Annotated in this window: 8 protein-coding genes; 3 read left to right on the forward strand and 5 right to left on the reverse strand. The window is 73.9% G+C overall.

The window, feature by feature from the left end; genetic code table 11:
- Positions 1-72 precede the first annotated feature (72 nt).
- Together ACQ3I4_RS00985 and ACQ3I4_RS00990 are read right to left on the reverse strand one after the other, a co-directional pair.
- Positions 73-2,013 carry an AMP-dependent synthetase/ligase gene (locus ACQ3I4_RS00985; RefSeq protein WP_430632643.1) on the reverse strand — a complete coding sequence of 647 codons (1,941 nt, stop codon included), beginning with the start codon at positions 2,011-2,013 and terminating at the stop codon, positions 73-75.
- 65 nt (positions 2,014-2,078) lie between these two features.
- Positions 2,079-3,701 carry a dolichyl-phosphate-mannose--protein mannosyltransferase gene (locus ACQ3I4_RS00990; RefSeq protein WP_430632644.1) on the reverse strand — a complete coding sequence of 541 codons (1,623 nt, stop codon included), beginning with the start codon at positions 3,699-3,701 and terminating at the stop codon, positions 2,079-2,081.
- A 68-nt stretch (positions 3,702-3,769) separates the two neighbouring features.
- Here ACQ3I4_RS00990 and rsmI point away from each other — a divergent pair, with 68 nt between their 5' ends.
- On the forward strand, positions 3,770-4,618 hold the full coding sequence (gene rsmI, locus ACQ3I4_RS00995) for a 16S rRNA (cytidine(1402)-2'-O)-methyltransferase (protein WP_430632645.1): 849 nt from the start codon (positions 3,770-3,772) through the stop codon (positions 4,616-4,618).
- A gap of 144 nt (positions 4,619-4,762) precedes the next feature.
- Complete coding sequence (locus ACQ3I4_RS01000) at positions 4,763-6,247, forward strand: NAD-dependent succinate-semialdehyde dehydrogenase (protein WP_430632646.1); 1,485 nt, start codon at positions 4,763-4,765, stop codon at positions 6,245-6,247.
- Positions 6,248-6,267: 20 nt separating this feature from the next.
- Here the strand turns inward: ACQ3I4_RS01000 and ACQ3I4_RS01005 are convergent, their stop codons facing one another.
- The 3 genes from ACQ3I4_RS01005 to ACQ3I4_RS01015 are packed head-to-tail and all read right to left on the reverse strand — an operon-like array spanning position 6,268 to position 11,188.
- Positions 6,268-8,742 (reverse strand): transglutaminase TgpA family protein, encoded by a 2,475-nt coding sequence (locus ACQ3I4_RS01005; RefSeq protein WP_430632647.1) that lies wholly within the window; start codon positions 8,740-8,742, stop codon positions 6,268-6,270.
- Complete coding sequence (locus ACQ3I4_RS01010) at positions 8,739-10,196, reverse strand: DUF58 domain-containing protein (RefSeq protein WP_430632648.1); 1,458 nt, start codon at positions 10,194-10,196, stop codon at positions 8,739-8,741. Before ACQ3I4_RS01010 ends, ACQ3I4_RS01005 begins: the two co-directional genes overlap by 4 nt.
- Before the next feature lie 11 nt (positions 10,197-10,207).
- Positions 10,208-11,188: an AAA family ATPase gene (locus tag ACQ3I4_RS01015; RefSeq protein ID WP_329859764.1), complete on the reverse strand. Its 981-nt coding sequence runs from the start codon at positions 11,186-11,188 to the stop codon at positions 10,208-10,210.
- A gap of 195 nt (positions 11,189-11,383) precedes the next feature.
- Here ACQ3I4_RS01015 and ACQ3I4_RS01020 point away from each other — a divergent pair, with 195 nt between their 5' ends.
- Positions 11,384-12,379 carry a TatD family hydrolase gene (locus tag ACQ3I4_RS01020; RefSeq protein ID WP_430632649.1) on the forward strand — a complete coding sequence of 332 codons (996 nt, stop codon included), beginning with the start codon at positions 11,384-11,386 and terminating at the stop codon, positions 12,377-12,379.
- The last annotated feature ends 178 nt before the right edge of the window (positions 12,380-12,557 follow it).

Genomic DNA, 12,557 nt, shown 5'->3' on the forward strand with positions numbered 1-12,557 from the left:
GGTGCGCGGCCGCCGGGGGGAACGGCGAAGGCCCGGGGGAGCACCCCCGGGCCTTCGCCGTCCGCGGCCGGGTCAGCCCGCGTAGAGCTTCTCGATGGCCCCGGCGCTGGACTCCATGACGGCGAGCCGCTTGAGCTTGAGCGACGGCGTCAGGTGGCCGGACTCCTCCGTGAACTCCTCGTCCAGGACCACGAAGCGGCGGATGCCCTCGGCGCGCGAGACCGTGGCGTTGGCCTCGTCGACGGCCGCCTGGATCTCCGCGAGGACCTCCGGATGCCGGACGGCCTCGGAGGGGTCGAGGGCGCCGAGTCCCTTCCCGGCCGCCCAGGGGCCGAGCTCGTCCCGGTCCAGGGTGACCAGCGCGCCGATGAAGGGGCGGTTCTCGCCCACGAGGACCACCTGCCCCACGATCCGGCAGGCGCGGACGATCTCTTCGAGCGGCCCCGGTGCCACGTTCTTGCCGCCGGCCGTGACCAGGAGGTCCTTCTTGCGCCCCGTGATGGTGAGGAAGCCGCCGTCGTCCAGGGTCCCGAGGTCTCCCGTGCGGAAGAATCCGTCCGCGTCGAACGCCTCCGCCGAGGCCTCCGGGTTGTCGTGGTAGCCGGCGAAGACGCCGATGCCCTTGATGAGGACCTCGCCGTCGTCGGCGATCCGGACCGTGGTGCCCGGGATCGGCCGGCCGACGCTGCCCACCCGCGTGTCGCCCGCCATGTTCACGGTGGCCGGGGCGGTGGTCTCCGTGAGGCCGTAGCCCTCGAGGAGGCCGATCCCGGCGCCGCGGAAGAAGTGGGCGAGCCCCGTGTTGAGCTCGCTGGCCCCGGAGATCGCGTACTCCGCCTGGCCTCCGAGGACGGCGCGCAGCTTCGGGTACAGGGCCTTGTCGAAAAAGAGGTGGCGCGCCCGCGTCGCGAGCGGCAGCCGGGCGGCCCCGCCGCGGGCCTTCGCGTCGCGCCACCGGGAGACGTCGACGGCCGCCTCCTCGGCCTGCAGGAAGAGCCCGGCCTTCCCGCCGGCCTCCGCCTTGGCGAGGGCCCCCGAACGGATCTTCTCGAAGATCCGGGGGACGGCGAGCAGGAACGTGGGCCTGAAGGTCTTGAGGTCCTCCATGAGGTCCGCCGCGCCGGGCGTGTGGGCCACGGTGGTTCCTGCGTGGAGGCAGCATTGCTGGACGGCCCGGGCCAGCACGTGGGCGAGCGGGAGGAACATGAGGGTGCGCGAGCCCTCGGAGACGACCTCGCGCATGTGCGGGACGAGGTTCACGGCGATGGCCGCGAAGTTCCCGTGGGTCATCATGCAGCCCTTGGGGCGGCCCGTGGTGCCGGAGGTGTAGACCAGGGTCGCGACGTCGTCGTACCCGCGCGAGGTGCGCGCCGCCTCCAGCTCCGCCTCGGACACCGGGCTGGTGCGGCCGGCGCCGATCAGGCGGGCGAGGTCGCTCCCCGTCCCGATGCCGGTGGGGGCGGTGCCGGGGCCCGGCTGGTGGGCCGTTCCTCCGGTGACGGGTGGCGGCGTCGCGACGCCCGAAGCCGCCGGGGCGGACGCCTCGTCCGTGCCGGGGGCCGATCCCGTGAAGCACCAGAGCGTGACGGCTTCGCCGAGGGACTCGGCGGCCGCGGCGATCACCGCGGCGCGCTGCGGATCCTCGGCGAACGCGTGCCGGGCGCCGGAATCCCGCAGGATCCACTCGACCTGGAACGGCGAGCTGGTCTCGTAGACCGGGACGGAGACGCCTCCCGCGAACCAGACGGCCTGTTCCGCGACGGCCCACTCGTAGCGGGTGCGGGACATGATGGCCACGGCGTCGCCCGGACGGACCCCGGCTTCGACCAGCGAACGCCCCGCTGCCCGGACGACCGCGACGAACTCCGCCGTCGGGATGCCGTGCCACGCGCCGTCGACCTTGACGGCATAGGCGTCGGCGCCCCCGCCGCGGGCCAGCCGGTCGATGAGCAGCTGGCTGGCACCGTAGCCGGCCGGCAGCTCGTGGAGCAAGGGGGTGGTGGCTTCGCGCATCGGCCTCTCCTGGGTGGATTGCATGGTCCGGGTCACAGTCTAAGTTACTTGCTGGTAATAAAGGGTCAGGCCCAGCTCGGCATCCAGATCCGCAGCCGCCATTGCTCGTAGGGGATCGTCTCACCGGTCCAGACGGGCCAGAAGAAGGCCGAGAGCGCCACCACGGTGAACAGGAACACCGCGACGGCCACGACGCCGGCCCGGCGCCGCTCGGGCGGGGCGTCCCGCCGGCCCAGGACGAGGCCCAGCGCGTAGGTGAGGGCCAGGACCATAAAGGGGTGGAACGAGATCGTGTAGAAGAAGAACATCGTGCGTTCCGGGTAGAGGAACCACGGAACGAATCCGGCCAGCAGCCCGGAGAGGATGGCCCCCGCCCGCCAATCGCGGCGGCCGGCCCAGAAGAGCAGCACCACGCACGCGCTCAGGGAGGCCGCCCACCAGAGGACGGGATTGGGCAGGTCCGTGATGACCGCGCTGCAGCTTGCCGCCGCGCACCCCGGCTCCCCGGACTCGACGCCCTCGTAGTAGAAGAGCACGGGCCGGCCGGCGAAGAGCCAGGTCCACGGCCCCGACTCCCACGAGTGGTCCGAGGACAGCCCCTGGTGGAAGGAATAGGCGCTGCGGTGGTAGTCGATGAGGGACCGCAGGGGCCCGGGAACGAGCGGCCACGCCTGCTCGGGGTGCTGCGACGCCCAGTCGCGGTGATAGCCGCCGGAGGTGGCGAGCCACCCGGACCACGTCGCCACGTAGACCGCCACGGCGGCGGGGATCATCGTCAGGAAGGCGGGCACGCCGTCGCGCAGGATGCCCGCGGTGAACCAGCGGCGGATGCCGGCGGCGCGCCGGGCCGAGACGTCCCAGAGGACGGTCATGAGCCCGAAGACGGCGATGAAGGACAGCGAGGACCACTTCACGCCGGCAGCGGCGCCGAGGAGGATCCCGGCCGCGAGCCGCCACGGGCGCCACGCGAGCCACGGCCCGTAGAGGAGGGCGTCGCGGGTCCGCGGGGCATCGGGTGCGCCGCACCCGACGGCGGCCGCGAGCCGTTGCGCGAGCCTGCGCCGTCCGTCGTCGCGGTCCACGAGCAGCAGGTAGAACGCGGCCAAGAGGAAGAACATCTGGAAGATGTCCAGCAAGGCGGTGCGGGACATGACCAGATGGTGGCCGTCGACGGCCGAGAGGAGCCCGGCGAGGCCGCCGAGGACGGGGGATCGGAACAGCCGCTGGGCCGCAAGCGCCACGAGGAGCACGGACAAGGTGCCGGCCAGGGCGCCGGCCGATCGCCACCCGAGCCCGTTGTCCCAGCCGAAGACCAGCATGCCGAGCCCGATCAGCCACTTGCCCAGCGGGGGGTGCACCACGTAGGCCGCGTCGTCGTTCGGCGCCGGGCTGCCCGCGATGAAGGCGTCGTTCGCCTCGTCCGGCCAGCTGCGCTCGTAGCCGGACTCCAGGAGCGTGTAGGCGTCCTTGATGTAGTAGGTCTCGTCGAAGGTGAACGCGTGGGGGTGGGAGAGGTTCCAGAAGCGCAGCAGCGCGGCGAGCGCGGTGACGGCGAGCGGGACGATCCAGGCCAGGCGCGTAGCCGCTACCGCTGGTCCGAGCAGGCGGCCGCGGAGCGACGTTTCACCGAACGCATCGGCGGGGTCGCGGACCCAGCGCGGGCTGGTGGTTCCGGTCGATGCGCTCACCCGGCCCACTCTACCGGCGGAGTCCGGCACGGCGCCGGAGGCGGACGCGTGGACGGTAGGCTGGCGGGGTGAACACGACCCCCGGCCCCGGACGGATCGTCCTGGCGGCCACGCCGATCGGAAACCTGGGTGATGCCTCGCCCCGCCTCGTCGAGTGGCTGACGACGGCCCCGCTCGTCGCCGCGGAGGACACGCGTCGGCTCCTCCACCTGGCCAATGCGCTCGGCCTCCGGGTCGCCGGCCGACTCATCAGCTTCCACGAGCACAACGAGGGCGCGCGGATCGAGGAGCTGCTCGGGCTCGTCCGCGACGGCAACGACCTCCTCGTGGTCAGCGACGCCGGAATGCCCGCCGTCTCCGACCCAGGCTTCCGGCTCGTCGAGGCGGCCGTCGCGGCCGGGCTCGACGTCACCGCGGTCCCCGGCCCCTCCGCCGTGCCCACGGCGCTCGCGCTGTCCGGCCTGCCGACGGACCGCTTCACGTTCGAGGGCTTCCTGCCCCGCAAGCCGGGCGACCGTGCCGGCCGCCTCGCCGAACTCGCCGACGAGCGGCGCACGATGGTCTTCTTCGAGGCGCCGCACCGGCTCGAACCCATGCTGCGCGCGCTCGCCGAGGCGTTCGGTCCCCTGCGCCGGGCCGCCGTCGCCCGCGAGCTCACGAAGCTCCACGAGGAAGTGCGGCGCGGCACCCTCGACGAACTGGTCACGTGGTCGTCCGACGGGGTGAAGGGGGAGATCGCCGTCGTCGTCGCCGGGGCCGGGGAGGCGGCGCCGGCCGAGGCGGCCGACCACGTCGCGGCCGTGCAGGCCCTCGTCGACGGGGGGCTGCGGCTCAAGGACGCCGTCGGCGCCGTGGCCGAGCGCGAGCGCGTCTCCAAGCGGGAGCTCTACGCGGCCGTCCTCGACGCGCGGGCCTGAGCTCCGCGGAGGCCGGGGTCCGGCACGGGGACAAGTGCACAACGGGCAGCCCGCGTCATGGTGCAGGGCGGCATTTACACCGGGGAAGCCACGTCGATACGGTGGCAGGGACACACCAGCCCACCACTTGCGGGAGATCACTCAATGACGACCATCACCCCGGAGCGCGAAGCCGAACTGCTCGCCTCCGTCCCCACCGGCCTGCTCATCGACGGCGAGTGGCGGGACGCGTCGGACGGCGGGACCTTCGACGTGCACGATCCCTCCACGGGCCGCGTCCTGGCCACCCTCGCCTCGGCCACGAGCGAGGACGCCGTGGCCGCCCTCGACGCCGCCGACGCGGCGCAGGCCGCCTGGGCCCGGACGGCCCCGCGCGAGCGGGCCGAGATCCTGCGGCGCGCCTTCGACCTGGTCACGGCGCGGTCCGAGGACTTCGCACTCCTGATGACCCTCGAAATGGGCAAGCCGCTCGCCGAGGCCCGTGGCGAAGTCGTCTACGGCGCCGAGTTCCTGCGCTGGTTCTCCGAGGAGGCCGTCCGCGACTACGGGCGCTACGTGACGACGCCCGAGGGCAAGAACAAGATCCTCGTCCAGCGCAAGCCGCTCGGCCCGTGCCTGCTCATCACCCCCTGGAACTTCCCGCTCGCGATGGCCACCCGCAAGGTCGGCCCCGCCGTGGCGGCCGGCTGCACCATGGTGCTCAAGCCGGCCAAGCTGACGCCCCTGACGAGCCAGCTCTTCGCGGCCGTCCTGCTGGAGGCCGGCCTGCCCGCCGGCGTCCTGAACGTCGTCTCCTCGAAGTCCGCCTCCGGCATCTCCGGCCCGCTCATGCAGGACCCGCGTCTGCGCAAGGTCTCCTTCACCGGCTCCACCCCGGTGGGCCGGCAGCTGCTCAAGGACGCGGCGGACAACGTCCTGCGGACCTCGATGGAGCTCGGCGGCAACGCCCCGTTCATCGTCTTCGAGGACGCCGACCTCGACCGGGCCGTCGAGGGCGCCATGGCCGCGAAGATGCGCAACATGGGCGAGGCCTGCACGGCGGCGAACCGCTTCCTCGTCCAGGCGTCGGTGGCGGAGGAGTTCACGCGCCGCTTCGCCGAGGCCATGGGGCGCCTGGTGCCGGGCCGCGGCACCGAGGCGTCCACGACCGTGGGCCCGCTCATCGACGGCGGCGCGCGAGAGGACGTCCACGCCCTCGTCACGGCGGCCGTCGAGGCCGGTGCCGAGGCGGTCACGGGCGGTGCGCCGATCGACGGCGACGGCTTTTTCTACCAGCCCACCGTGCTCGCGGGCGTGCCGAACGACGCCGAGATCCTGCGTCAGGAGATCTTCGGCCCCGTGGCTCCCGTGACGACGTTCGAGACGGAGGAGGAAGCCGTCAAGCTCGCCAACGCGAGCGAGTACGGCCTCGCGTCCTACCTCTACACCGCGGACTACAACCGCATGTTCCGCGTCGCCGAGCAGATCGAGTTCGGCATGGTGGGCTTCAACGCGGGCGTGATCTCCAACGCCGCCGCGCCGTTCGGCGGCGTCAAGCAGTCCGGCCTGGGCCGCGAGGGCGGCGCCGAGGGCATCGCGGAGTACACGACGACCCAGTACATCGGCATCGCCGACCCCTACGCGGTCTGACGGGCCGCGGCGCGCCGGGGTCAGCGGGCGAACAACGACGGCGGCAGGCCGCGGGCCCGGGCCTGCGCGGCGGCGCCGGCCGCGGCCGAGAACTCCAGCTCCACCTCGCGCAGCGCGGCGGCGAGCTCGGCGCCGCCGGGCTGTGCCGTCGGCACCGGACGGGCGCCGGCGAGGCGCGTGGCGAGCGATCCTCCGTCGGGCCGGGGTTCGGGCACGTGCCGGTGGGTCCCCTCGGGGACCCGTCCGTGTCCCGGCGGGGCGTAGCGCACGCGTTCGAACGCCTCCCGGAGGACGGCCAGGGAGCCGGCCGCGTCCGGGAGGGTGCCCGTCAGCCGGTTGGCGTAGTCGGTCGCCGTTTCCGCGGCGCGCATGCGGTGCCCGTAGTCCAGGCCCAGGGCCACGAGCTCGTCCCACGCGGCGGCGGGGCCGTCACTCCGGGCCTCGGGGCCGGCTCCGGGGGCGTCCATCGCCCGCACGCGGCGGAGGCGGCGGGCGCCGGCGAGGCGCCGCAACAAGTGGGGCGAGGCGAGCAGGAGCAGCAGGAGCACGGCTCCGCCGATGGTCGGCGCCGTGCCGGGCCCGTCGCCGCTGCCCCTGCCGCCGCCGGGCGTGGCGGCCGGGCTGCTGGCCTCGCTCGTCGGCTCGGCGCCGGGGTCGGCCGTGTTCTGCCCGGGCGCCGGGAGCAGCGGGTCCTCGACGGGGCCCTCCGCGGGGCCCGGGGCGTCGGGTGCGTAGCCGGGCGTGGTGCCGCGGCCCGGCGTCGGCTCGAACGGGACCCAGCCGATCCCCTCGAAGTACAGTTCCGGCCAGGCATGGGCGTTGCGGGAGGTGATCGAGTACCCCTGCAGCTGTGTTCCGTCCGGGCCGTCGACCGTGCCGCCGGCCTCGCGTCCCGGCGCGTAGCCGATCGCGATGCGGCTCGGGATCCCGAGCGAGCGGGCCATGAGCGCCATGGCCGAGGAGTAGTGGATGCAGTAGCCGCTCCTGACCTCGAGGAAGGCCTCGACGACGGCCAGGCCATTGCCGTCGTAGCCCTGTTCCAGGGGGGTCTCCTCCGAGTAGCGGTAGTCGACCCCGCGCAAGTGGTTCTGCAGGGCCAGGGCGCGTTCGTAGTCGTTGCCGGCCGAGGCCTCCGCGACCACGCGCTCCGCGGTCTCGACGACGATCCCGGGCAGCTCGTCCGGCACGGAGGAGTAGACCTCCGGCACGGGAGGGCCGCCCTCGGCGGGCCGGCCGGAGCCGGCGAGCAGCTCGGCGGTGATGACCGGGCGGCGGGAGACCACGCGGTAGTCCTGGTCCGGGCTCGCTGCGCCGGCCCCGGCCAACGCCGTGGCGGTCTCCGGGAACCAGCCCCACGTGCCGCGCAGCCCGTCGACGGCGCCCGCGCCGGTCGGCAGGGGCAGCCACGGGCTCGCGTAGTTGCCCGTCGCGATGCGCGTGTTCACGATCGTCGTCTCGCCCTCGAACGCCGCCCAGGGCCCCTGGTCGAGCGAGCCGTCCATGGGCTGCCGGGACACGTCGGCGTCCCCAGGGGCCCAGCGAGCCGCATCGAGGTCGCCCACGACGGCGGTCCGCAGGTAGAGGGGCTCCTCGGAATCGGTCCAGTACCGCACCGTCGTGAGCCCGACGGGGGAGCGGAGGTTGTTGCCGAGGTTCAGGACGGGATTGATGCCCGTCGGCTGGCCCCACAGGTAGAGCTTGCGCCCCTCGGGGAGCAGCCCCGTGGTGAATCCGGGCAGGGCGAGCGGGACGACGAGCATCGCGATCACGGCGCCGGCGGCGATGAGCACGGATTGCCGCAGCAGGCCGCTGTGGACCGCGGCGGCGGGATCGATCGTCGAGTCGGCGAGCCGGGCGGCACCGAGGATCAGGAGGAATCCGACGGCGGTCGCGGCCACGTGCCCGAGCCCCGCCCCCTGCGGCTTGATGAGCGAGGCGGCGGCGAGGACGATGCCGAGGGGCACCGCGGCGAAGGCGGGGAAGCGCAGGCCGAAGGCGATGAGGTCCGTCGTCGCGGCGACGAGCCCGACGGCGAGGCAGGTCAGGAACACGAGCGGCGCGCCGGGCAGCACGGGCGGGGCCTCGGAGAGGATCGCCTGGTTCGCGGCCGGGAAGACCTCGAGGAGACGCCGCACCGTCTCGGGGCCGGGGAGGAAGCCCAGGAACGCGGACTCGGAGAAGAACTGCAGGGTCAGTGTGCAGACGAGGGCCGTGAGCGCGGCGAGCGTGGGCCACGGGCTCCGCGCCCCGAGGGCGCGCACGCCGGCCGCGGCCGCGCAGACGGCGACGACGGTGACGGTCGCGTGCTCGAGCCAGCGCCAGCCCTCGAAGACCCCGTTGAGGCTCCCGGAGGCCATGAGGACGGCGGCGGCGACGGCGGCTCCCGAGAGCCAGGCGGCCCCGGCCCGGCGCCCCGGGGCACGCTGCCGGCCGCCGTCCGGGCGCTCGTCGGCGGTGCCGGCGGCCCGAGTTCCGGGAGTGTCGAGGAGGGTCATCGCGATCTCCTGGTGCCGTCGATCCGCTCGACGGTGCCGAGCCGGGTCCAGGCGGCGGCGACCGGTTGGTCCGGTGTGGCGCCGATGGGGTGCCAGCCGGCCTGGCGGAAGACGGAGGCGGCCCCGAGCGAGGCCGACGGGGTGCTCGTGGCGAGGAAGACCGCGGTGTTCCGGCCGCTGCCGACGGCCTCGACCCATTCCGTCGCCTCGGCTTCGGTGAGCCGGCCCGTCAGCAGAACGAGTGGATTGCGCGCGTTGCGGATGACGGCCGAGAGCCGGCGGACCACGCCGTTGTCCCCGGGGCCGCCGGGCGGGGAGGCCTGGCGGAGTCCGTCGGGATCGTGTCCCGACCGGCGGCGCGGCGCCGCGGGGTCCTCGAGTCCGACGCCGGCCAGGGCGAGCTGCAGGTCCGTCGCGGCATCGGGGCCGGAGAACAGATCGCGGTGCCCGTCCGGCGCCGAGGTCGAGTGCCCGGCGAGGGGCCGGCCGTCCTGGTCGAGCAGGTCGACGGCGTAGCCGAGCTCGGCGAGGTGGGCGGCGATCCCGAGGGCCGCGGAGAGGACCCAGTCGAAGCAGGGGGTCGTGGTGCCCGGGGAGCCGGTGAAGTTCGCGACCTCGAGCGGCTCGTCGAAGCCGAGGTAGCTGCCGTTGTAGGGCTCGCGGCGGCGGTCGACGAGGAGGGTCGCGCGCGGCGTGGACCGGTACTCCTCCTGCCTCACCATGAGCGAGCCGTGCCGCGCCGTCGCAGGCCAGTGCACACGCCGCATCGGGTCGCCGTCGCGGTACTCGCGCGTCATGACGTCGTCGCTGTCCGGGGTGGCCTGCCGGTTGGCGCGGGCCTCGCCGTGGCTGCCCGCATCGCCGAGGACCCCGTTCGGCTCGAGGCGGGGGACGGGCTGCACGACCGTCAGCGGGGCCGGGCGGTCGACGGCGCCGGGCCGCGAGGCGAGGCCGAAGGGGTCGGTGAAGAGCGCGGTCAGCGGGCCGATCGAGTAGACGCCGCGGCGGGCCGGCTTCAGCCGGTAGCGGTAGCGGCCGCCGGAGCGCGGGTAGTCGAAGCGCGGGGAGGCGCCGAAGCGCGGCGGCAGGGCCTCGGTCAGCGAGACGGACCCGGGCAGCTGTCCGCGGTGGCTGACCTCGAGGCGTACGTGGGCGGTCTCGCCCGCGATGACGGGGTCGGGGTCGAAGCCGCGGCGGACGTGCAGGCGGCTGCCGCCGATCCGGACGACGGCGGCGGACAGGAGCGGGACGACGGCGAGGAAGACGGCGATGTTGACGAGCTCGCGGCGTCCCATGAGCCAGGCGAGGACGAGCGTCGCCGCCCCGGCCAGGAACAGGCCCCAGCCCCTCGGGGTCAGGAACGCCAGGCGCAGGCGCTCCTGCAGGGACCGCTTGCGGTCGGGGTCCGGGCGCCCGGGAGCGGCCCCGTCGTCGTACCCCGTTGGCCCGGCCATGGCGCCCGGAATCAGCCGCGCGCCCCGGCGCGGACCGGGACCCGGGCCAGCAGGGCGTCGACGACGTCGGCCGCGGTGGTCCCGGCCACCTCGGCCCGCCGCTGCAACATGAGCCGGTGGGACAGCACCGCGGAGGCGACCGCGGCGACGTCGTCGGGCAGGACGAAATCGCGCGCGTTGAGCGCGGCCTCCGCCTTCGCCGCACGCAGCAACTGGAGGAGGGACCGCGGGCTCGCGCCGAGGCGCACGTCGGGGTGCTCGCGCGTGGCCTGGCCGAGCGCGACGACGTACTCCTTCACGGGATCCGAGGCGTAGACGTCCTTGACCGTGGTGATCAGCCCCACGAGTCCCGCGGTGTCGACGACGGGTCGGACGGCGTCGAGCGGGGACCTGGACTGGTGCGTCTCGAGCATCGCGAGCTCGGCGGCCGTGTCGGGGTAGCCCATCGAGACGCGGGCCATAAAGCGGTCCCGCTGGGCCTCGGGCAGGGGGAACGTCCCCTCGAGCTCGATCGGGTTCTGGGTCGCGACCACCATGAAAGGCTCCGCGAGCGGGTACGTGCCGCCGTCGACCGTGACCTGGTGTTCCTCCATGCACTCGAGCAGCGCCGACTGCGTCTTGGCCGAGGCGCGGTTGATCTCGTCGCCGATGACGATGTTCGCGAAGACCGGGCCGCGGCGGAACTCGAACGCGTGCGTGTCCTGGTTGTAGATCGACACGCCCGTGACGTCCGAGGGCAGCAGGTCCGGCGTGAACTGGATGCGGTTCACCGTGCAGTCGACCGTCTTCGCGAGCGTCTTGGCGAGCATCGTCTTGCCGACGCCCGGCACGTCCTCGAGCAGGAGGTGGCCCTGGGCCAGGAGGACCGTGAGCGCCGTGCGCGCGACGGACTCCTTGCCGTCGATGACGGTCCCGATGGCCTCGAGGATGCGTGAACAGCCGCGGCCGAACTCCTCCGAGGACAACACCTCCGGCTGCGTGGCTGGCTCCATGGGATCTCCCTGTCATGACGGCCGGGCCGGACCGTCCCCGGTGGGGAGGCGGGCGGCATTGACAACTCGTCCACCCAGCCTACTCAGGATTCGTGTGTCGCGGGACACACCGGAGTCCGGGCGTTCGACGGCGCTAGGCTGGAGCGTGCGGCCGCTCCGGGCCGCCGGGGGAACGAGGCATGGAAGGCGGTCCGGATGGGCGGCAACCAGACGGCAGGGGGCTCGGTCGCGGCGGGGGTCGCGGTCGTGCCGGGATCGACTCCGCACGCCTACGTGCGTCCGCCCGGCTCCGGCGCCGGCGGGGAGGACTTGGAGCCGGGCGGCGCGGCGCGGCGGGACCGCGACGACTCCGGACGCAGGCGCCGGCTCGAGTACCCGGCCGCCCCCGAACCGCTCCCGTACCCGGTCCCGGACAACCACACCCACCTCGACTTCCGCGACGGGCTCGTCGCGGTCTCCGTCGCCGACGCCCTCGACGCCGCCAACGCGGTCGGCGTCCCCGGCGTCGTCCAGGTGGGCTGCGACGTCGAGTCCTCCCGTTTCGCCGTCGAGGCCGCCGCAGCCGATCCGCGCGTCCTGGCCGCCGTCGCCATCCACCCCAACGACGCGCCGCGCTACGCCGCCCGGGGCGCCCTCGAGGACGCGCTCGCCGAGATCGACCGGCTCGCGGCACACCCCCGCGTCCGCGCGGTGGGGGAGACGGGGCTCGACTACTTCCGCACCGGCGAGGAGGGCCGGCCCGTGCAGAGCGAGTCGTTCCGCCGCCACATCGACATCGCCGTCCGCCGGGGCAGGGCCCTGCAGATCCACGACCGCGACGCCCACGCCGACATCGTCGAGGTGCTGCGCTCCGAGAGGCTCCCCGAAAAGGTCGTCTTCCACTGCTTTTCCGGCGACGCGGAGCTCGCCCGGATCTGCAACGAGCACGGCTGGTACCTGTCCTTCTCGGGCACCGTCACGTTCAAGAACTCCACGTCGCTGCGGGAGGCGCTCGAGGTCGCGGACCCCGAGCTCGTCCTCGTGGAGACGGATGCGCCGTTCCTCACGCCGGAGCCGTTCCGGGGCCGTCCCAACGCGAGCTACCTCATCCCGCACACGGTCCGTTCGATGGCCGCGCATCTGGGGCGTGACGTGGAGGAATGGTGCCGCCAACTGGCCGCCAATACCGAGGCGGTCTACGGAACGTTCTGAGCCGGCGGGCCCGGGGACCACGATGCGAAGGGACTCCTTGGTTGTCAATTGATAACGGAACGGTTACGGTTAAGCCTCAGTAGCCGGGATCGGGGAAGGTTTCCGGGTATCAAGCCGCCCGCGGCACACGCTGGGACGTTCCGTTCGTACGCCCCATCGCCTGCCGCGCTACAGGCCT

The organism is Zafaria sp. Z1313 (assembly GCF_050563205.1).
Lineage (GTDB): Bacteria > Actinomycetota > Actinomycetes > Actinomycetales > Micrococcaceae > JAZDCJ01.

What these genes read in the sequence shown, in the direction of transcription:
- ACQ3I4_RS01000 (WP_430632646.1), top strand. Translation starts at nt 4,763, where the DNA reads ATGACGACCATCACCCCGGAGCGCGAAGCCGAACTGCTCGCCTCCGTC.
- ACQ3I4_RS00985 (WP_430632643.1), bottom strand. Translation starts at nt 2,013, where the DNA reads ATGCGCGAAGCCACCACCCCCTTGCTCCACGAGCTGCCGGCCGGCTAC.
- ACQ3I4_RS01020 (WP_430632649.1), top strand. Translation starts at nt 11,384, where the DNA reads ATGGGCGGCAACCAGACGGCAGGGGGCTCGGTCGCGGCGGGGGTCGCG.
- ACQ3I4_RS01015 (WP_329859764.1), bottom strand. Translation starts at nt 11,188, where the DNA reads ATGGAGCCAGCCACGCAGCCGGAGGTGTTGTCCTCGGAGGAGTTCGGC.
- ACQ3I4_RS01010 (WP_430632648.1), bottom strand. Translation starts at nt 10,196, where the DNA reads ATGGCCGGGCCAACGGGGTACGACGACGGGGCCGCTCCCGGGCGCCCG.
- ACQ3I4_RS01005 (WP_430632647.1), bottom strand. Translation starts at nt 8,742, where the DNA reads ATGACCCTCCTCGACACTCCCGGAACTCGGGCCGCCGGCACCGCCGAC.